A 21,813-nucleotide genomic window follows, 5' to 3' on the forward strand; every position below is an offset into this window, starting at 1 on the left:
CCTGGCCCCTGTAGTGCTGCTAGCTGTTGTTCATTGCCCCTGGCTCAGGGTTTGCGCAGGCTCCTGGCCATTGACCCGGCCCTTGAGCACTGAAGCGGCGCCCAATGGCTGCGGCGCCGGCCAGCGCATGCTGGCGCCGGGTAGCACGTAGCCGAGCAGACCCTCCACCAGCGGCCGGCTCTGGCTGCCCTGCTGCAGCACCACGTCAGTCAGGCGCGCATGCACCGGGCCGCTGTTGCGGATTTCCACATAGGGCTTGCCTTGTACAGAGACCTGACGCCAGCTCAGCAACGGCTTGCCCACCGCACTGTCACCGCGCTGGCCACTGGGGTCAGGCTTGCCCCACAAACCTTCACCGTAGACGAACAGCGGCACCGAATAGCGCATCTGGAAGCGGATCGCCGCCTGGGCCTTGTCGGCGCTGGCCGCAGCCGGCAAGGCCGGGGGAATTTCATCGATGATGATCCGGTAGGCCTGCTCCTGGCCCACCGGCGAGCTGCCGGTGCGGGTCAGGCGAATCAGCTGCTTTTGCCCCGGGGCGATATTGGCCACTGGCGGGCTGCCGATAATCTCGCGCTGGGCCTGGTACTGGTCGTCGAACTCGCCCTGGCGCCAGGCGAACACCCGCACCTGCAGGTTGGCCGGCGCATCGCCACGGTTCTCCAGCCACAGCGCGCCGGCTTTCTGATTGGCCTCCAGCACCGGATCGATCGGCCAGATCAGTACCGAGGTGGCGGCCTGCAACGGCGCACTGCACAACAGCGCCAGGGCACAGCTCAACAGGGTGTAGCTCAAGCGCGAACTGCCGGCGCCTACTTCCATGCACACTCTCCTTATTGTCATATTCATCCGGCGGCGCCGTTCAAAAGGTCAGCACCACCTGCACCACATCGGTGTAACTGCCGGCCGGCAGGTTGCCGGTCAACTGGGCCCGGGCGTAAACCGGCAACTTGATCGTGCTCGGATCGCTGTAGCTCACCGCCACGCTCTGGTTGATGCCCAGGCTCTGGCTGAAGCCGGCGTCGCGAAACAATTGGTAGGCCACCAGCGAGGTGCCGCTGCTGCGCTTGAGGTTGCGCGTGCCGCTGGCGCTGTTCAGCCCGGCATCGACGCTCATGCTCAAGCTCACTCCTGGCGTGCATTGCAGGGTCACCGTGGTGCCGCCCAGGGCGGTGGTGACGCTGCTGGTCGACAGCGCCGAATAGCTGCCGAAATTGAGGTTGCCGTAGTTGCTCACGCCGCCCATCACCAGGCAACCGGCCGCCACCGTGGCGCTGACCTGGAAAGTGCTGGTGGTGACCGCCGCCAACGGCAGCGGCAGGCAGCAGGCAACCATGGCCAGCAGCCCGGACCAGGTGCGGCTCACGGTTCAGAAGCTCAGCTCGACCGCCACCGTGTCGGTGTACACCCCGGCTGGCAGGCCCGCCTTGCCCTTGGCCTGGCCATACAGGTTGACCGTCTGGGCCACGCCGGTACTGGTCGGCAAGGTGATGGTGCCGTCGATGACCAGCAGCTGGGTGTGCCCTGAATCGGTGTAGAAGTCATACGGCACGTAGTTGGCCACGCCGTCGTAGAGCGCACGGCTGCCGCCGGGCGACTGGCTGTCGTGGGCGCCGGCACGCACTTTGATCACCGGCACTGTGCCGCTCGAGCAGAGGATGCTCATGGCGCCACCGCCGCCGCCCAGCACCTGCCCGCCGGCAGTGGTGAACAGCGCTTCCTGGGTACCGAAGTTCAGCGTACCGAAGTTCAGGCCGCTGGCACCGCCGCCCCCGTTGACCTGGCAACTGGCGATCAGCGTCAGGGTGGCGGTGATGTTGCCGGTTACCGTGGCCGCCTGGGCCTGGGTGGCGAGCGCCAGGCCTAGGCCTGCGAAAATCAAGCGTGAGAGGTTCGGGTGCATGAGTCACTCCTTGCGTATTACCAGTCCAGGGTCACCATCAGGGTGTCGCGGTAAATGCCGGCCGGTAGCGCCTTGGGATGGGCGACTACTGCACCGTAGATTGGAATCGGAATCTGCGCGGCGCTGCTGACCGAAAAATTGCGGGTCTGGCCGATGTTGTAACGGGCCCGGCCCGACGGGTCGGCGGACAGCTCATAGGGGATCAGCTCGCGGCCATTGCTCAGGCGCCGGGTGGCGCCATCACCGTTGGCACCGCCGTTGATGCTCACGGTAAAGGCGCGCACCGCCGGGTTGCAGCGCACCTGCAGGCTGCCGTCACCGGTGGCCTCTTCGATGCCGGAACGCAGCGGGTTGGTCCAACTCGGGCCCTGGCTGCCAAAATCCAGCACACCGCCGCCTGGGGTTTCCAGGGTGCCCGGCCCGCCGCTGATCTGGCAGGCGCTGCTGATCACCAGGCGCGCCTGGATATGCCCGCTCATGGCCGCGAAAGCATCGGGGCTGAGCAACAGCAGCGGGCCAAGCGTCAACAGCATTATCCCTTTCATACTGCCAGTTCCTTTAGCAGGCGCCGCCCCGGTTACCAGGTGACGGTGACTTTGAGCAGGTCCGAATAACGCCCCACCGCCGGCACTTCGGCCAGGCGCTCGATACGCGCATACAACGGCAGCGCCACCGAGCCCGAATCGGGCACCCGCGCATGCTGGGCAACATTGACCGGCAGCGGCAGGCGCCAGGCCGGGTCCTGGTACAAACGGTAGGGTATGGGTTTCGCCGCAGGCTGGTTGCTGGCCAGGTAACGCACCTCGCCGATACCGCCGTGCTGGCCGCCATCGACCTGCACCTGGTAAGCGGTGTCGGGGTTGCACTCCAGGCGTGGCGGGCGTAGCGCGAGCAACTGGCTGCTGAGCGGGCCGGCCGGGTCGTCCAGCCGCGCCGTGCGGCCGAAATCGAGCACACCCAAGGCCTGGGCGCCGGCATCGCGGGGCTGGTGGATGAGCAGGCAGCCGCGCTCCACTTGCACTTTGACTTCAACCATGAAATCGGCGGCGCCTGCCGTGCTGGCCATGCTCAGCCCGAGCAGCGTCGCCAAAGAGCGTCCCTTCACCTTGTCATCCTTCAACGCAGGAGTGATCTGACCTTGAGGGTAGCAGTGAAGGAAAAACCTGCCAGTTTGCAGGGAAATGTATAAGCCCCGTACAAGATCTATCTGTAGGATCGGGCTTGCCCCGCGATAGAAGCCATCACTTATCCCGCTCAGAGATCGCTGGCCGGCCTTATTCATATTGGTTAAATTAGCCGCCCTCGCTCAAGCTGGCCCTTGAGTGCCGTTGCCCCGAGGAGCCCGGTTTGCCTGCCCTGCCCCCTTCCTGGATACGTTCGCCGTTGCGCGCCTGGCGTCGCTTACGCACGCCGGTGGCCGAAGACAACAGCGTGGCGGCGACCGTTCGTCAGCATTTTGCCGCCAAGGCCCAAGCCCGCGGCTACACCCTGAGCGCCGGCCAGTTACACGTCATCGAACATATGGCGGCCCAGGCAGCGCAAATTGAGAGCGGCCAGGCGCGCAGCCTTTACCTGTACGGCGCGGTCGGGCGCGGCAAAAGCTGGCTGCTCGACGGTTTCTTCCAGGCCCTGCCCCAGGCGCGCAAGCGCCGCCTGCACTTTCATGACTTTTTCGCCCGCCTGCACCAGGGCATGTTTGATCATCGCCAGCAGGACGACGCCCTGGCCTGCACCCTGAATGAGTTGCTCGACGACTGCCAGGTGCTGTGTTTCGACGAGTTCCACGTGCATGACATCGGCGACGCCATGCTCATCACCCGGCTGTTCCAGGCCTTGTTCGAGCGGCGGATTTTTCTCCTGGTAACCTCCAACTACGCGCCGCAAGGCTTGCTGCCCAACCCGCTGTATCACCAGCGTTTCGAGCCGGTGATCCGCCTGATCAACAGCCGCATGCAGGTGCTGGAAGTCGGCGGTGAGCAAGACTTTCGCAGCCTGCCCGGCGCGGCTGGCCAGCAGCGCTTTACCCAGGGCCATTACCTGTGGCCGGGCAGCCGCCAACAGCGCCAGGCCCTGCAGTTGCCCGAGCCGGGTGACGCGCCGGTTTTACTGGAGGTAGGCAAGCGCACCCTGCGCGCCCGCCTGAGCGAGCAGCGCACCGTGGGGTTTGATTTTGTCGAGCTGTGCGAGCAACCCACCGCGGTGATCGACTACCTGGAGCTGGCGCGGCGTTTTGACCACTGGATCATCGACTGCCTGCCGAACCTTGAAGACTGCTCGATTGCCGCCCAGCAGCGCTTCGTCAACCTGGTGGACGTGCTCTACGACCAGGACAAGCACCTGGTGCTGATCGGCAGCCTGCCGCTGGCCGCAAGCCTGGGCGGCAGCGCCAGCGACCTGGCCCGCACCCGTAGTCGGTTGGGGCAGTTGCGCCAGGCAGGCTGCTGAGATCTGTGGGTGCAAAACACCGGCGCAAGGCCGGTGTCGAAATTACCCTGTCAAGTCAAGACCTCTACAATTTATTGGCTGGAGATATTCAACTCTGAGAATTTCTTACGAATGTATTCAGTTAGCCCAGCCAAGTCTTCAAAGGCAATAAATCCAAACTCAGGCTCATACGTAGCAAGATAATTATCAGAAGAGAACCCTAAAGACTTGGCCTTAGCCTCTACACCCCTAACATGTACAGGCTCAACCACCCAGTTCATGCTAGAGGACGCATAGCGCTTAAAACCTATCAACACCCAAGAAGTCAAGCCCTTATAAGAACCCACCAGCTCATTCAAAATAGAGATAATATATTCATTTTCCTTTTCAAATCGAAAGGCAATATAGGGAGGGAACATTGAGCGATCCTCTCTTTCAAAATGATCACCCGTCCAGACCTCTGGATTACGCTGCCTGTACTTTCTCCACTCAAGTGCATTCAAATCGTGAAGAATATTTAGCAGTTCGCCTTCCGAGTCTAAAATCCTAGTTACACTCATTACTCTAACCCCCTCAACTTATCAGAGATCGATACTCCACCAGGGTTGATATTTTTAATGTGCCGTTCCCAATCACCTTTGGGGATCGGGTTTGACGACAGCCGTGGATCATAAACATACCGACCATCAGTATAGACCTGGTGATAAAACTGACCAGGCTCTTTAATCCCATTCTCATAAACATTTAGCCCTCCTGCCCTTGAAGGGCGAACTTCAATAATTCTCCCTTTACCACCTGAAGCATCAAATAACTTGCTTGCAATATCTGAACAATCTGTTCTTGAACAGCCCACCATGTTTTTAATTTGCGGGCTACCCATCGCATCAACAACAGACTTGCTTGGCGGAAAGTCCGGGTTAATAGGACGGAATGGGCGATCCATTCCTGGCGGGATAACTTCGTCTACCTTTCCGGCAGCCCCTGCGCCTTTTGGACCTTTCCCCGCCTTGCCAGCGACGATGCCCGCAAGCGTCACACCAGCTGCTTGGCCTGCAGGGTTGCTTGAATCAACCCCAAACACTTCCAGGAAGGCCTGCGCCGAAGGTAATGCTATGGCCTGCGTAGCCTCCGGTCCAGCGACGAGATTCAGCTGATGGAACGCTTGCAATATTCTAGCGGGTTGCCCCTCCAACTCCATGTAATAGCCCAGTGACTGCCACTTGTAAACCGCCTCGTAAATTTCTCGAGCCTTGAGCTGACAGGCCGGAATGTTTGTAGAGCACAGGTTTTTTAGTTCCTTTTCATTTGCCAAGTGCTTCTCAAAATAAGCGGTGGCAACCTGTGTACAGGTTCCTTTCTTCTGACACCCCTTCAAATCCTGCGCCAGGTTCTGCATCTCGTGGTCAGCGAGGTGGTTGTACTGCGTCGAGGTACTGGCAACCCATGCCCCTGTTTGCAGGTCTTGGTCGTCGCCTCCTACCGTCGCAGCTGCCAAGATGCCAAGCAACTGTGAGTTCATCACCAACAACTGGCGCTTTTCCTCTGGCTGCATATCGGCATACTGCCGAGCGAGGCCATCCACCAGTGCCTCGTTCAATCCCGCCGCTGCCGCGCCTGACTTGAAATCACCACCGGCCGCTTCGGCAGCCAGCCCCCCCATCACCGCGTGCAACGAAACCTTGGCGACGCCCCCTTCCTGAAGATCGAACCTATCACCGACGTCGCCAATCAGATTGAAACCCGCCGCCGCAAAGGTACTTGCCAGACTGCTGCGCAAGGCATTTCGTAGCGTACTGTCCCCGCCCAACGCGCGGTCAAGTACCGTTGAGGTACCGTTCTGCAGTAATTGGTTGCCAGCGAAACGTCCAACACCCTCCCATGTTGAAAGCCCGCCATTGGGTAGTACCGCAGCACCATTTGGTACAACACTTGTTGCACCGGTTTCAGTGGCCATCCACCCGTCATACAGACCATTAGTCAAACCTGCGGTAACACCTGCCACGGCATAGCCGCGCAGTGCGTCGCTGGACGTTACGTCTTTGAGCACCAAGCTCAGGTTGCCACGATTGTTGATCGTGCTGATCGCTGCATTGCTGGTCATGCCCGTCAGTCCAGCGGTGACCGCTGCGTTGGCCCAGCCGACGCCACTCATTGATGCTCCGGCTCCTGCGGCCCATGCACTACCGGCAGCAGTGGACGCACCGGCTGCCGAAGCTCCACCTGCGACCAGGCCACTGGCCGCGCCGGCCGTGAGGTAGGTAACGATGATTGCAATCACCAACTGCGCGCCCGCGCCTAACCCGGTGTGGCTGTACTTGAAGGCGTTGTGCATCTCCTTGACCTGCCGCCAGTCCACATCGCCTCGCGCTTCTGCGTCCTTCAGCCACGCCAACTGCGGGTCGGCCTTGACCATCGCATCGATGGTCTGGCTCACGCTTTGCTGATCGACCTGCCTGATGTCGATTTTCAGCCCATCGGCAGCCTTGATCAGCAGGTCGCCACTGGCCAGCAATTGGCTTTGACGCAAGGTTTCGTCTGTACGCCCCTTACCCTTCATGCTGTTCCAGGCCAGGCTCGACTTGGATTTTTCGTGGCTCTCCTGATGCAGGTCCTTCACCCCTTCAAAGGTGATGCCACCGCCACTGTCCAGGATCAGGTCATCACCGCTGTTGAGCTTGGCCACCTGATAACGCTGGTCGCCGCCGCTCTGCAAGATCAGGTCGCCACCGGTGATGATTTCACTACCGATATTGGTGACCCGGGTGATTTCGTCACGCTTGGTGTGTTTGCTGCCAAAGCTGCCCTTCTTCTTTTTGTCGTACAGCGAGTAATCACTGTCTTCGGCGGCCAGCAGGGCAAGCTTGCCACCAGCCACGAGATAGGCTTCGTCGCCCGCAGTGACGCGGCTGGCGCTCAGGGCCAGGTCTTCGCCTGCGCTGATGGCGACGTCGCCGCCAGCCTTGAGCACGGTGGCTACCTGACTGACATGGTCTTCCTGGGTCTTGAGCTTTTTCGAGCTGTACGATGAGTGCTGCTCATCCGCCGCCGATATCAAGGCCACGTCGCCGCGAGCCGAGATATCGATATGACGCTGCGCATCGATCTGGCTGGCGACGGCGACAAGGTCACGACCCGCCACCGCGGTGAAATCCCTGCCGGCGCTGACGCTGCTGCCGTGCTGGGTCACCGACTGGGTCTTGGTTCGCCCGTAATCGGCACTGTTGGTGGCTTCGGCGGAGCCGAGCGTGATGTCGCGATCGGCTTCAACGCTGGTATCACGCCCACTCTCCAGCACACCGCCCGCGCTGATGAAGTCGCGGCCGGCCTTGATGCTCAGGTCGTTGGCGGCCTCGATGCGCGCAGCGCTGTCAACGTAGTCGGTGCGCTCGTACAGACGGGCACTGTCAGTGACATGGCGGGTCACAGAGCGCTCGTTGATGACATCGCCAAGCACGGTGGTGAGGTTGACGTCGCGACCGGAGATAATGCCGCCGGCCTTGTTGATGATGTCGTTGCCCGCCAGCAGGTCGATACGGTTACCGGCCTGGATCAGGCCACCGTTGACGATGTTGTTGCCGGCACTGGCCGAGAGGTTGTTGCTGGCACGCAGGGTGCCGACGTTGAACAAGTCTCCCCCGGCAATCAAGTTCACGTCCTGGCCCGCCACCAGCGCACCGTTGGGTGCCAGGCGGTTGTTGGCACTGGCGAGGTAGAGCACCGGTACCAGCACTTTCTCGCCATTGACCATGACCTCTTCCAGCCAGACGATATCGTGAGTCAGGGCAGCGACCTGCTCCGCAGTCAAGCCCACGCCCATCGTCAGGTTCAGCTGTTGCTTGCTGGCGATGGCGTTGTCCATCAGGTACTTGAACATCTTCTCGTCGCTGTTCTGGCCGGCGAGGAAGCGCTGACCGGTTGTCGCCACTACCGCTTGCTGGATCAAGCGCTGCTCGTAGAAGCCGTCCCCGAGACGCTTGGCACTGTCGTCCGGGTTGTAACCCAAGCCGGCCAGCAAGTAGTCGGAGCTCATGAACTGCTTGAGATCGGTCAGCAGCGGGCTGGTTTCCACCAGGTATTTGTGCGGTTGGGAAGCCACGCTGCGATCAGGAAGGCCCTGAACACGCTCGATGGTCTGGGTGGCCGGCGCAGTCGTTTGCGCGCTGCCTGGCGGGGTGACCTTTGTCGTGCGCTCATCGACACCCGGGGTTCCCGGGCGTTCGGCCGCGGGCACCACGGCCTGTGTGCCGGGCAGCAAAGGCGCGACAGTCGTCACCTGCGCAGGTTGCGGCGCAGCCACGGCGACCAGCTCTTCACGAACCAGGGGCGTCAGTTGGGGGTTGCTAGCGCCTTGCTGGCCAGTGCTAACACTGGTGTCACGGCCTCCCGTGGACAGGCTCGGAACGTTCAACTCGGGCCGGCCGGCGCCTGACGTTCCACCCGGTGTGTTGACAGTGATTTGCGTGTCGCGGTTGCCGATGATGCCGGAAAGATCGACATCCTGGCCGGTGGCGCTGACCGAGCCTGCGGAGTCACCGGAGGGTGACTGGTTGCCGACGTCGCCATTGCGGGTGATATCGCCAGCACTGCTGCGGCCCGACTGCCACGTGCCGTTATTGACAGTGCCGACTGCGGACACATTGATCGCAGTGGCGTTGGCGTTGATGGCGCTGGCTTCGCGCGCGGCCACCGACACTTGCTGAGTGTTGGCCGACAGCTGGGCGATATCATCGAGCTGGAGGATACGACCGGTGGAACCGGGCACAGCCTGCTCACGTTGCGCCAGGTCGACGCTGGCGGCGCCCAGAGTCCAGTTGCGGGAGGCCGAGTCGCCCTGGGCAACCTCACCCGCGCTGGCAGCCCTGTCACTCAGGCGGAACAGGCCATTCTGGTTGGTGGGCAGGCTGAAGCCGGGCAGGTTCAACGGGTTGATTTGTTGCTGCGCCAGGTTTGCGGGTAACTGTCGGTTCAAGACGATGACTGGCGCGGTGCCTGTGCCGCTGGCTCGGGTATCAAGCCCCCGAGCATTACCGGCGGCGCCCGTGCTGTACGAACGCTCGACGCCATTGGTGATCTTGCTGGCTGCGGTAATGGAGACGGTACCGCCCGCCTCGACTACTGAAGGAAGGTAGTTCGAGCCGGCATTCTCGACGCGTTTGCTGAGGAAGGGGGTGGCGCCCTGGATGACCGCCGGGGCGTTGTGTACCTGGCCGCTCGAGTAATTGGCCGGGAAAATGTAGCTCGACGCTTTTCTATCTTCGAAAACAAGGTAGGTGGTGGCCAATCGCATACTGGCGAAGTTGAGCCACGATATGGTATCGCCCTTGCCGATGGGCCGGCTGCCGGAGGTGATGGCCGCCATCGACTCGGCACCGTCCGCGTTCATGAAGCGGATGCCACCGTTGTAGCCGGGGTCATGGTCCGCGTTATACCTGGCGATACCCTTCCACAGCGCCCCGTTTGGCGTACCAACATCAACGTACTTCAGATCCGTATAGCCGTTGAGCGACGTCCCGGTATTGGAGAACGAACCGGTGTTGATGTTGATATTCCCGGCCGCGGCAACAGTGGAGTTGGAGTTGGCGAACACATCGCTGGCGACGGAGAGATTGCGCCCTGAAACAAGGCTGGCCTGTTTCGAAACCTGGCCGACCGCGTCAAAGCTGTAGGTTTGCCCCCACACCAGGTGTGACGATGGCGAAATTGGTACTTTGCCGTCCATGTAGCTGGAGCAGCTGTAGCAACGCACGCCGATATAGCCGGACTGCAGTGTCGGCGTGAGGTCGAAGTCCACCCGTTTGTTGGTGATGGAGGTGGCGGCAATGGAGAAGTCCCCGAGGCTCTCGATCGTCCCGGAAATGTTCTCCATCAAGGCCGCCCGCGTACCTTGCGCATCCCTGGCCAGGCGAATCGCACCCAGACCATAGATATCGCCTTCTTGGTTGGAAAGGCTCTGCGCGTACAACGCCATGTCGGCGCCGCTATAGATGAACCCGTTCTGGTTCAGCAAGTGAGTAGTGGTGGCAGTCAAAGCCTGGCCGCTGCCCAGCGAGCCGTAGTTGCTGATGCCGCCGGCATTGATCGTCAGGTTGGCAGCGGACGTCAGGCGTCCGGCGTTGCTCAGCAGGCCGCCGACATTCACCGTGGCCATGTCTCCCGCAGCGAGGCTGGCGGTAGCGCCCAGGTTCAACTGGCCGAGGGTAACGTTCATCCCTCCAAGACTGCTGGCCCGCCCGCTGGCATTCAGGCTGCCGGCGAGGGTCAGGTCGAAACGGCCATCACTGGCGATCAAGCCACCCGTGGTCCAGTTGTTGCCGCTGCCGGTAAAGCTCTCCGATGCCAGCAATTGTCCACTGGCGGTTTGGGTCAGTTCACCCACATTGACGGTCAGGCGCCCGGCCTGGATGACGCTGCTGTTGGTCCAGCTGTCCGCAGTCAGGGTCAGCCCACCGCGGGTGACCAGGTTACCGCCGCTGTTGGTGAAATTGGCCGTCGAGATATCGAAGGTGCCAGTACCGCCATGCAGCACCGAGCCATTGAAGTTGCTCAGGTTCGCCGTGTTCAGCGTCAGGTCACTGTTGCCGACCTCCACCCGGCCGTAGCGGTTATCGAACCCGCCACGAATCTGGAAGTCGCTCTTGCCCGCCGTGCCCAAGGCACGCAACTGGCCACTCTGGTTGTCCACCGCCCCCGCCGACACCAGTAGTTGAGTGTCGCTTTCGATAACCCCCGAACGGTTTACCAGCGCATCGCCCAGCGCCAGTTCAACGCGACTGCCCGCCACCTGCCCGGCGTTGTTGTCCAGGCCTAGCCCGTCGACCCGCAGCAGCCCCTTGGCGTAAAGCCCACCACCGGCGTTGATGAAGTCACCAGTGCGGATCAGGGCATCGCCCGACTGCGCGGCAACACGCCCGCCACGGTTGTCGACGCTGCCGGCCACCAGCAGCAGTTGCTGGCCCTGCACCACCCCACCCTGGCCGCCGACGTCGCGACTGTTATCAAGCACGCCGCTGACCTTGACGTCCAGCTGCCCGGCGATGCTGGCGAGGATGCCACCCTGGTTGCCCAGGCTGCCCGCGCGCTGTACCAGCAGGTTGCCGCCCTGGGCCAGCAGCTTGCCGTTGCGGTTGTCCAGCGCGCCGGCGACATCCAGCAGCACGCCACTCTGACCTTGCACTTCGCCCTGCTGGTTGAGCAGTCCAGCGGCCTGCAACCGGACATCGGCGCGTTCGCTGTAGATCAAGCCCTGAGCGTTGTTGCTCAGGATCGAGCTGGCGTTGACCTTGACCTGATCCCTGGCCGCGAGGGTGCCGAACTGGCTGTTGTCGAGGCTACCTCCATTCAGTTCCAGGCGACCGCGGCTGACGATCTTGCCGCCATGGTTAGCGACCTGAAGCGCCTGGCGGAGCAACAGGGTGTCGGCACTGATCAGGGTACCGCCAGTGTTGGTCAGGGTACCGCGCAGATCAAGGAACAGGCTGCCGTTGCCGGCGATGCGCCCACCACTGTTATCGAGGTCGGTACCGTTCACCGTCAGCAACTGCTGGGCATCGATGCTGCCGCCCTCGTTACCCAGAGTGGCGGCATTCAGTTGCAGGGCTGCACCGCTGGACAGCACACCGCCGCGGTTGTCCAGGTTGGCCGCGCCAATATCCATACGGCCCTGGCTGACCAGAGCACCGTCGTTGCTGTTGAGCAAGGCACCAGACAGCTGGACGTCCAACGCGCCGCTGCGGCTGGACAAAGTGCCAAGGTTGCGGTTGTCGAGGCTGCCACCATGGAGGACCAGGCCCTGCCACCCGGACAGCAGGCCGCGCTGGTTGTTGATGCTGCCGGCTTCGACAAGCAGACGACGGACGCCGATCAGTTTGCCGTCGCTATTGTCGAGGCGCTTGGCGTTGAGGTTCAGGTCCTGCTGGGCGGAGAGCTCACCGCCGGCATTGTTGAGGGTAGCGATGCGCTGCAGGTTCAGCCCGCCCTTGGCGAGGATCAAGCCACCGCGGTTGTCCAGATCGTTACCGTGAAGGTCCAGGGTCACGCCCTGGTCACCGATGATCCGGCCGCTGTTCACTGACAATGCGCCGAGGTCCAGGCTCAGATCGTTGCGCGCAGAGACTTCGCCGTTGCTACTGTCGAGACTGCTGGCGGTGATCCCAAGGCCGCCCTGGCTGTTGATCAGGCCTGCGGCGCTGTTGTTCAGCGCGCGAGTGGTCAGGGTCACGCCGCTGGCGCCGAGCAGGCTGCCGCCCTGGTTGTAGAGGTCGCCACTGTTCAGGCTGAGAGCACCCGCCGCGCTGATCAGGCCCCGCTGGCGGTTGTCGAGCAGGCCACTGCTGCTCAGTTGCAAGCCACTGCGGCTGTTGAGGATGCCTTCGCGGTTGTCCACCACGCCTGCGCTGACGCCGAGGCTGGCAGCGCCGATCAGGCCCTTGATATTGCTCAGGGCCTGGGCGATTACCAGGTTCAGGCCCTGGCTAGCGAGCACGCGGCCATTGTCGTTGTCCAGGCTGCGGGCGTTGAGTGTGAAGGCCAGGGCGCTAGAGATTTCGCCGGAACGGTTACTTACCTCGGCGAGGTTGCTCAGTTGCAGCGGGCCGGCGCTATTGATCAAGCCGCCCTGATTGTCCAGCGTGCCACCGTTGAGGTCGAGGCTCAGGCGGGTGTTGCTGAACAGCTTGCCGCCCTGCTGATCGAGGCCACTGACCCTGGCAGTCAGGGCTTTGAGGCTGCCTATGCTGCCGCCGTTGCTGACCTGGCTGGCGGTCAGGTCGAGGGTTTGCGCGCTGTTGAGGCGGCCGCCGCTGTTGTTCAGGGCCCCGGTGACCAGGTTGATCGCGCCCTTGGCGCTGATGTTGCCCCGGTCGTTGTCCAGACGGGCGCTGCGCAGGAGCAGGTTGGCGTCGCTGACCAGCTCGCCATTGCCATTGTCGAGCGCATGATTGACAGTCAGAGTGAGGCCGCCGCCGCTGCCCAGGCTGCCGTTGCGGTTGTCGAGGCTGCCCGCCATGACGTCCAGGATCGATTCGCTGCTCAGCGACCCCTGGCGGTTGTTCAGTTCGCCGCTGAAACTCAGCACCAGCGGCAGCTGCGCGATGATGGCCCCGCCGCTGTTGTCCAGGCTGGCACCGCTCAGGCCCACGCCCTGCCCGCTCAGTTGGCCGCGGGCGCGGTTGAGTACACGTTGCACCGCAAGGGCCAGATTGCCTGCGGCGAACACCACGCCCTCATCGCTGTTGTCCAGGTTCTGGCCAGTGATGCTGAGGTCGCCGTTGCTGGTCAGCTCGCCGCTGCGGTTGACGATGGCGCCGATATCGAGTTTCAGCGCTTTTGTGGCGCCAAGCAGACCGCCACGGTTATCCAGGCTGGTGGCGCGCACGGTCACGCGGTCGGTGCCGATCAGTTGGCCGTTCTGGTTGTCGATGGCCTGCGCATCGAGCTCGACCGGTGCCTTGCCGGCAACCTCACCCTGACGGTTGTCGAGGCTGGCGCTGTTGAGCTTGAGCACGCCATCGGCGATCAGGGTGCCCTTGCGGTTGAGCAGCGACTCGCTGGCGTTCAACGTCAGGACTCCACGGCTGCTGATCAGGCCGTCGCTGTTGTCCAGGAGCAGGCTACCCAGGTCCAGGTTTGCGGCGTTGATCCGGCCCTTGACGTTGCCCAGCATCTGTTCGATGCGCAGGGTCAGATCCTGGTTGCTGATTACCTTGCCATTGCCGTTGTCAAAGCTGCGCGCAGCGAGGCTGAACGCGTTCTGGCTGGAGATCTCGCCGCCCTGGTTGGTGACCGCGCCGAGATTCTTAAGAATCAGCTTCGGCGCGTTGATCAGGCCGAGGTTGTTCAGGTCACCCTGGAGCAGATCGAGGGTCAACTGGCTGTTGCTGAACAGCTCGCCATTGTTCTGGACCAGGCCGGCAAGGCGGGCATCGAGTACGCCGTTGCTGGCGATACGGCCGCCGTTGCTGACCTGGCCGGCGCTGAGGTTGAGATCGGCGCTGCTGATCACCCGGCCGCCCAGGTTGTTGTCGAGGCGCCCGGTGGTCAGGGTGGCGCTGCCCTGGCTCTTGATCAGACCCTGTCCGCTGTTGTCCAGGCTGGCGCTGGTGAGGTTGAGGGCCTGGGCGCTTTCGACAGTACCGCCTTGGTTGAGCAGGCCAGCGGCGCCGTTCAGTTGCAGCAGTCCGGCACTGGAAATGCTGCCGGCGCGGTTGTCCAGTTGCTGGCCGTTGAGGCTCAGGGTGCCTTCGCTGCTGAGGCTGCCTTGGCCATTGTCGAGGTTGCCATCGAGCAGCGCTGTCGGCTGCGCGGTGAGGCGAACCAGCAATGAGCGCTGACCGGCGATGCTACCCTGGGCATTGTCCAGGTGCCCAGCCGCCAGGCTGATGTCCTGGGCGAACAGTAAGCCGCGGGCCTGGTTGATGACCCGCGCAACGGTCATGTCCAGCGTGCTGCCAGCCAGTAGCTTGCCGCCGCTGTTATCCAGTTGCGCAGCACCGACGCTGACGTTCTGCTGGCTGGAGATTTCGCCGCCGCGGTTGTCGACGGACTGCACGTCGATTTTCAGCGCTTTTGTGCTGCCCACCAGGCCGCCGCTGCGGTTGTCCAGCTGATTGCCGGCCAGGCTCAGTTCGCCCCCGGCCACCAGCTCGCCACCCAGCTGTTCGAATGTGCCGACGGTGGCGAACAGGTCGCTCTGGCTGGCGACGCGGCCTTTGCCGTTGGTGACGGTGTTGGCGTTCAGACGGACTACGCCGCTGGCGCTGACCAGGCCACCCTGGTTACGCAGCTCGTGGGTGCGCAGGTCCAGCGCCCCCACGCTGCTCAGCAGGCCATCGCGGTTGTCCAGCTGGGTCAGGCGCAGAAGTATGTCCTGGTTGGCGCGCACGACGCCGTCGCGGTTGTCCAGCGAGGTCCCGCGCAGGGTCAGGATGTTCTGCCCGGACAGACGACCACTGCGGTTGTCGAGGCTGTCGACGAGCAGCTCCATGGCGCCCTTGGCGAGCACGCCGCCGTTCTGGTTATCCAGCAGGCCGCTGACCGTCACCCCCAGGCTACCGTCGCTGACCAGGCTGCCACTGCGGCTGTTGTCGAGACTGCCGGCATTGACCTTCAGCTCGCGACCAGCCCCCAAGGTGCCGCCCTGGTTGGCCAGCGCGCCGAGCACGCTCAGGTCCAGGGCGAGATCGCTCATGACCTGGCCATCGCTGTTGCCCAGGCTGGCCGCCTTGACCACGCTGGTGCCTGCGCCAGAGACTTCGCCAGCCTCGTTGAGCAGTTCGTTGGCGACAGTCAGCTCCAGGTTGGCGGAGCTGCTGAACAAACCGTCACGGTTATCCAGGCTAGCCGCCTCGGCAGTCAGGCCGGTAGCGGCAATCTGGCCGCCGACATTGAGCAGCGCCTGGCGGATGTTCAGCCCGATGGCCTGGTCACTGAGCAGGTCACCACCGCTGTTGTCGAGGCTCTCGGCGCTCAGGCCGAAGCCCCGCCCGCTGGAGATCTCGCCACCGCGGTTGATCACCGTGGACAGGTTGCGCAGCAGCAACGGGCCCGGCGCGTTGATCAACCCGCCGCTGTTGTTCAACAGGCCATTGCCCAGGTCCAGGGTCAGGGCATCATTGCTGTAGAGCTCGCCGCCGCCACGCTGGTCGAGACCGGTGAGCGTGGCAGTGAGGGCCTTGCCACTGGCGATCCAGCCGCCGAGGTTGTCCACCTGGCCGGCGCTCAGCTCAAGGTCATCGATACTGGTCAGCCGTCCGGCCTGGTTGCTGAAATGACCTGTGGTGACACGCAGCATGCCGTCGGCGCCGATACGCCCGCGACTGTTGTCCAGGCTCAGGCCGGACAGGGTCAGGGCACTGCTGCCGAGGATCTCCCCATCCAGGTTACTGACACCCTGCCCCGCCGTGAGCAACAGAGTGCCTGCGCTGGTCACCCGGCCACCGTCGTTTACCAGGCTGACCAGTTCGAGGCCCAGGCCGGCATCGCTGCGCAGCTCGCCCGCGTGATTGTTCAACTGCCCGCTGGCACCGTTGTCGTTATGCAGGAGTAGCGACAGCCCGGTCTTGCCATACAGGCTGCCCTGGGTGCTGTTATTCATCTGTCCGGCAACAATGGTCACCGACTGCTGCCCGGAAATGATGCCCTTGGCCTGGTTGTCGAGGCGCGCCAGGGTCATCTGCAAGGTGCCGTTGGCGACGACACGACCGCCGACGCTGTTGTCCAGGCGGGAGCCGGTGACGCTAAGGTCGGAGACACTGGTGATTTTGCCGGCGCGGTTGTCCAGGCCGGCAACCTCGAGCGTCATGGCCCCGGCTGAATTGAGCAACCCGGCCTGGCGGTTATCCAGTTCGCTACTGCTTACCTGCAATTGGCCACTAGCAATCACGCTGCCACCGCGGTTGTCGAAGCGGGTGGCATCGAGGGTCAGGTTGCTCTGGCCGGAGATCAGCCCACCGAACTGGTTGTCCAGGTTGACGGCATTCAGTTGCAGCGCCCCCACCGCGCCCAGCACCCCACCCTGGTTGAGCAGGTGCCCGGCTATGGACAGCTCCAGGGTGCCGTCACTGGCAATGCGCCCCAGGTTGTTGTCGAAGCTGGCGGCATTCAGGCTCAGCACCTCGCCGGCCAACATCCGGCCCTTGAGGTTGCTGACGTTGCCCGAGCGGCTCAGGGTCAGGCGCTTGTCGCCCTGGATCAGGCCGGCATTGTTGTTCAGCGAGGCGTTGCTCAGCGCGATCGTTCTGGCGAGAATGCTCCCTTGCTGGTTGTTCAGGTCGCCGTCCACCGCCAAGGTCAGGCCGTTGCGCGCCTCGAGGGTGCCTTGCCGGTTGACCAGGCTGGCGGCGCGGATATCCAGCGCTGCAGCCTTGATCAGGCCCTTGGTATTGTCCAGGGCACGAGCGATACGCAGGGTCAGGGCCTGTTCACTGAGGAGCTTGCCACCGTTGGCCAGTTGGGTCGCTGCAAGTTCGAAGGCCTGGACGCTGGAGATTTCACCGCCTTCGTTGCTCACGCTGCCGAGGTTCTTCAGCAGCAACTGGCCCGGGGCATTGATCAAGCCACCCTGGTTGTTCAGGTGGCCGCCATTCAAGTCGAGGGTGACGCCGGCCAAACTGTACAGACGGCCATCGTCATGCTGGTCGAGGCTGGCGACCGAGGCCATGAGCTGGCCATCGCTGTTGATGCGTCCGCCCCCGCTGTTGTCCAGGACTCCAGCGCTGAGGGCCAAGGTGCCATCGCTGTCGATGCTGCCCTTGGTGTTGTTCAGTGCAGTGTTGACCGCCAGCTTCAGCTGTTTGCCCGCAGAAATACTGCCCTCGGCGCTGTTATCGAGGCTGCCGAGGGTAAGTTCAAGCATGTCGGGACTGCCGATCAGGCCAGCCTGGTTGAGCAACTGGCCGCTGATTTGCGCGGCCAAGCGACTGTCGCTGCTCAGCTTGCCGCCACTGTTGTCCAGGCTGGCGGCGACAAGATTACCCTCCTGTGCGGCGAACAAGGTGCCCTGGCGGTTGTCCAGCGCTCCGAGGCTGGTGACTGTGAGCAGGGTGTCGCTTTGTACCAGGCCCTGCCGGTTGTCCAGTGAGTCGGCGCTGATCACGGCTTTGCCGGCCAGGAGCTTGCCGCCCTGGTTGTCCAGGGCGCCATCTACCTGCAGGGTGATCGCGCCGCTACTGCTCAGGCTGCCCGCGTGGTTGCCCAGGCTACCGGCGTGGATATCCAGCACTGGAGCGCTGATCAGCCCCTTGATGTTGTCCAGACGACGGGCAATACGCAGGGTCAGGCCCTGTTCGCTGAGCAGTTTGCCATTGCTGTTGTCCAGCGCAGCAGCGGCCAGGTGGAACGCCAGATTGCTGGAAACCTCGCCGCCACTATTGAGGACCGAGCCGACGTTGTTCAGCAACAACTGTCCGGGCGTGTTCACCCGCCCGCCCCGGTTGTCCAGTTGACCGTTGTTCAAGTCAAGACTCAGACGTCCCTGGCTGAGCAGTTGGCCGTCATCGTGCTGATCGAGCGCGCTGACATTGGCATGCAATTGCTTGCCGCTACTGATGCGTCCGCCAGCGCTGTTGTCCAGCGGACCAGCCTGCAGATCGAGATTGTGTTCGGCACGCAAGGTGCCCTTGGCATTGTTCAGTGTTCCGCTGACAGCAACGGCGAGATGCTCGCCAGCAAACAGGGCACCTTGGTGATTTTCCAGGCTGGCGGCGTCGAGAGTCAGGCGGGCGCCGGCGTTCAGGTGACCGCCTCCGTTGAAGATATCTGCCCGGCTGCTGAGGGTCAGGTTGCGATCGCCCTGGATCCGGCCTTTGCTGTTGTCCAGCGCGGCAGCGGTGATCACGCTGTCGCCCGCCAGGAGTTTACCGTCGCTGTTATCCAGCGTGCCGTCGACAACCAGTGTCAGGTCGTTGCGCACATCCAGTTTGCCCCGCGTATTGCCGAGACTGCCCGTACTTGCGTCCAGCCGTGCCGCCGAGATCAGCCCGGCGGTGTTATCCAGGGCGCGGGCAATGCGTAGGGTAAGCAGTTGGTCGCCGAGAATCCTGCCACCACGGTTGTCCAGGCTGGTGGCCACCACTGCGAAGGCCTCGCGACTGGAAATCTCACCGCCCTGGTTGTCGACACCGTTCAGGTTGCGCAGCAACAACTGGCCCGGCGCGTTGATCAGGCCACCGCTGTTGTTCAACAAACCATTGTTCAGGTCCAGGGTCAGCTCGTTCTGGCTGTAGAACTTCCCGCCGCCGACCTGCTCCAGCCCCCTGACATTGGCGTGCAGATCTCGGGCGTAGACCTGCCCGGCGTTACCGTTGTCCAGTTGCCCGGCACGCAGTTGCAGAGTGGTACCTGCGGTCAGTTGGCCGTTGTGGTTGACCAGGTCAGCGCTGGTCAGTTGCAGATGCCCCCCTGCACTGAACAGGCCGCTCTGGTTGAGCAGGTTGCCGGCGATGGAGGCGGTCAGGTCGTTACTGCTGGTGAGTTTGCCGAAGCGGTTATCGAGACCGGTGGCCGTCAGCGCCAGGGTGGAACCACCGGCGATGATGCCGTATCCGTTGCCGATACTGGCGCTGCTCAGACGCAAAAGGTCGCTGGCCTGGATCCGGCCGCCGCGATTATCCAGCGTCCCGAGGTCAAGCTGGACATCTGTTCCCAGCACCTCGCCCGCCCGGTTATCCAACCCACCGCTGGCCACCAGCCCCAGATTGGCTTCGCTCTTGAGCTTGCCACCGCGGTTGTCCAGGCGCTCGCCACGCAGTTCGAAACCCAGCGTGCTGGAGATCTCGCCGCCCTGGTTGTTCACTGTGGCAAGGTTGCGCAGTAGCAATTGGCCTGGGGTGTTGACGAGGCCGCTCTGGTTGTTCCAGTAACCGTGATTAAGATCCAGGCTGATACCCGACTGGCCGTGCAGGCGACCGCCGCTGTTATCCAGGCTGCCCGCCGTAACCCTGATATCTCCCTTTGCGGTCAGGCTGGCATCGCGGTTGTTCAGCGCGTCACTGAAACGGGCGTCCAGGCCGGCCTGGCTAGACACCATGCCCTGCTGGTCGTTGAGCAGGCTGGCGGCATCGATCGACAGGCCATGGGCGGCGATCAGGCCGGTACTGTTGCTCAGGGTACGGGCGATATCCAAGCTCAGGGCCTGGTCGCTCAATAGCTTGCCGGCGCCGTTGTCCAGACTGCTCGCCGCTACGCTGAACGAGCGCTTGCTGGAAATTTCACCCTGACGGTTATCGACATTATCGAGATTGTCCAGGGTCAGCTGGCCGCCGGCATTGATCACCCCGCTACGGTTGTCCAGCTGGCCGTGACGCAGGTCAAGGCTCAGACCGCTGTCACTGTGCAAGCGCCCGCCACCTTGCTGGCTGAGGCTACCGACGCTGGCCGTCAGTTGTTGTTTGCTGGATATCTGGCCACCGCTGCGGTTGTCGAGCAGGCCCGTAGCATACAGGTCGATGGATTGCCCAGCCGCGACCAGGCCGGCGACGTTGTCCAGCGTCGCCACGCGCAAGCTCACCTGTCCGAGCCCGGACAGTTCGCCATTGCGGTTGATCAAGGTAGTACTGTTAACGCCCAGCGAGCCACTGCTGCTCAGCAGACCACCCTGGCCATTGAGCAGGCTATGGCTGTTGACGCCCAGATTGCCGCCGGCGAGCACGCGACCACGGTTCTGGTTGTCCAGGCGGATGGCATCGACCTGGGCATTGCCCCCTGCGCTCAGGGTGCCACCCTGGTTAGCAAGTTCGGCGGTGCTGAGGTTGAGGTCGCGGCTGGCGGCCAGGGTGTGGCCGCTGTTGTCGATGGACTGTGCGGTTACCCGCAGGTCGCCCTGAGTGTTGCGGGTGTTATCGGCGTTGACCCCGACTTCGACGACCCCCTGATTCAGCACCCGGCCGGTACTGTCGAGGCGGAGGGTGTCGCGGGCGGCAAGACTGCGCTGATTGCGCAGTTCACCCTGGGTCGCAATCACCAGGTCCTTGCCGGCGTAGACCGTGCCTTGTACATCGGCGCTCTGCGCCTTGGCACTCAGGGTGCTGCCTGCCGAAACCTGGCCCAGGTTCAACTTGCCATTGGCGTCGATCTGGATATCGCCTCCGGCGATCATATTGCCAGCCAGCTTGACCCCCACCCCGGCCTCGGTACCGACCAGGCGAATTGTGTTGGCGTACATGCCGCCCAGGGCCGACGAGTCGATCGCCAGTTCCGGCGTAGGGCTGCCATCGGCAGCCCGGGCGGTGGTAGCGAGGGTACGGGCATCGACATCATTACGGCCGGCAACGATATCCAGTTTGTTCGCCTGGATCTGCGCATTGATCCGCGTTGCCCGAGTGATGATCTCGAACTGGTCGACATTGCTCGCATTGAGCCCGGCGCCGTGGATGGCGACAGAGCCCTGGTCGACCTGGTAGCGGCTCAGTTGTCCGTTTTCGATCACTGCCTTGCCGGTGCTCAGGGTGACTTTTGGCGTATTGATGAAACCGCAGCCGTCGCAACTGATGCCATGGGGGTTGGCGACGATGACATGAGCGGACTTACCTGCCACTTCGGTATAACCGCGCAACTGACTGGGGCTGCCGCCATTGACTTCATTGAGGATGATGTCGGCGGCGCGGCCACTAAAGTTCGGGTTGCCGACGATGATGCCGCCCAATTGGGTGTCCTGCGTACGCTGCGTGGCGTTGTTAAGGATCAGCCCCTGAGCGTCGACGTTATAGTCCTTGAACTGGTTGTGCGACAGGCCATTGGCGTTCGGCGCGGCGATATTGACGATCGGCACGCCATTGCCCGCTTGGGCCAACCCGGTGCCCGCCGCACTGACCGCGATGCCCTCGGCCTGGGCCCACAGCGGCTGCCAGAACATGACGTTGGCCAGCAAGAAAGCCAGCGCCCGCTTGGGAATGCCGCAGAACGACTCGCGCGGTTGCACGGTCGCCGAAGGCAGGCGGACCAGTAAAGCGAATTGGCGAACATCCATGTCGTGGCCTCGGGTCAGCGGTGGC

8 protein-coding genes are annotated in these 21,813 nt (G+C 62.9%); 1 reads left to right on the forward strand and 7 read right to left on the reverse strand.

All coding sequences use genetic code 11. The features are described 5' to 3' along the window. Positions 1 to 30: 30 nt before the first annotated feature. The 5 genes from ACZ9A3_RS12645 to ACZ9A3_RS12665 are packed head-to-tail and all read right to left on the reverse strand — an operon-like array spanning position 31 to position 3,008. Positions 31 to 822, reverse strand: a complete 792-nt coding sequence (locus ACZ9A3_RS12645) for a fimbrial biogenesis chaperone (RefSeq protein ID WP_093381660.1) — start codon at positions 820 to 822, stop codon at positions 31 to 33. Between the two features lie 40 nt (positions 823 to 862). Then, complete coding sequence (locus tag ACZ9A3_RS12650; RefSeq protein ID WP_195886009.1) at positions 863 to 1,336, reverse strand: Csu type fimbrial protein; 474 nt, start codon at positions 1,334 to 1,336, stop codon at positions 863 to 865. A gap of 33 nt (positions 1,337 to 1,369) precedes the next feature. Continuing rightward, entirely contained in the window at positions 1,370 to 1,903 is a 534-nt protein-coding gene (locus ACZ9A3_RS12655; RefSeq protein WP_045194058.1) for a Csu type fimbrial protein, read from the reverse strand. 17 nt (positions 1,904 to 1,920) lie between these two features. Then, the gene (locus ACZ9A3_RS12660) at positions 1,921 to 2,448 is read right to left on the reverse strand and encodes a Csu type fimbrial protein (RefSeq protein ID WP_195884420.1); all 528 of its coding nucleotides are present in this window, start codon (positions 2,446 to 2,448) and stop codon (positions 1,921 to 1,923) included. 32 nt (positions 2,449 to 2,480) lie between these two features. Beyond that, positions 2,481 to 3,008 (reverse strand): Csu type fimbrial protein, encoded by a 528-nt coding sequence (locus tag ACZ9A3_RS12665; RefSeq protein ID WP_093381651.1) that lies wholly within the window; start codon positions 3,006 to 3,008, stop codon positions 2,481 to 2,483. A 242-nt stretch (positions 3,009 to 3,250) separates the two neighbouring features. On the opposite strand from ACZ9A3_RS12665, the gene zapE reads away from it, so the two are divergent. Beyond that, entirely contained in the window at positions 3,251 to 4,348 is a 1,098-nt protein-coding gene (gene zapE, locus ACZ9A3_RS12670) for a cell division protein ZapE (RefSeq protein WP_476252705.1), read from the forward strand. A 71-nt stretch (positions 4,349 to 4,419) separates the two neighbouring features. Here zapE and ACZ9A3_RS12675 read toward each other — a convergent pair whose 3' ends face one another. Together ACZ9A3_RS12675 and ACZ9A3_RS12680 are read right to left on the reverse strand one after the other, a co-directional pair. Further along, positions 4,420 to 4,887, reverse strand: coding sequence for a hypothetical protein (locus tag ACZ9A3_RS12675; RefSeq protein ID WP_476252706.1), 468 nt, complete (start codon positions 4,885 to 4,887; stop codon positions 4,420 to 4,422). Further along, positions 4,887 to 21,788: a two-partner secretion domain-containing protein gene (locus tag ACZ9A3_RS12680; protein ID WP_476252707.1), complete on the reverse strand. Its 16,902-nt coding sequence runs from the start codon at positions 21,786 to 21,788 to the stop codon at positions 4,887 to 4,889. Before ACZ9A3_RS12680 ends, ACZ9A3_RS12675 begins: the two co-directional genes overlap by 1 nt. Between the last annotated feature and the right edge of the window lie 25 nt (positions 21,789 to 21,813).

This window comes from Pseudomonas sp. TE4620 (assembly GCF_056279045.1).

Coding starts and splice junctions, on each gene's coding strand:
- ACZ9A3_RS12645 (WP_093381660.1), bottom strand. CDS start 822: ATGGAAGTAGGCGCCGGCAGTTCGCGCTTGAGCTACACCCTGTTGAGC.
- ACZ9A3_RS12650 (WP_195886009.1), bottom strand. CDS start 1,336: ATGGTTGCCTGCTGCCTGCCGCTGCCGTTGGCGGCGGTCACCACCAGC.
- ACZ9A3_RS12655 (WP_045194058.1), bottom strand. CDS start 1,903: ATGCACCCGAACCTCTCACGCTTGATTTTCGCAGGCCTAGGCCTGGCG.
- ACZ9A3_RS12660 (WP_195884420.1), bottom strand. CDS start 2,448: ATGAAAGGGATAATGCTGTTGACGCTTGGCCCGCTGCTGTTGCTCAGC.
- ACZ9A3_RS12675 (WP_476252706.1), bottom strand. CDS start 4,887: ATGAGTGTAACTAGGATTTTAGACTCGGAAGGCGAACTGCTAAATATT.
- ACZ9A3_RS12680 (WP_476252707.1), bottom strand. CDS start 21,788: ATGGATGTTCGCCAATTCGCTTTACTGGTCCGCCTGCCTTCGGCGACC.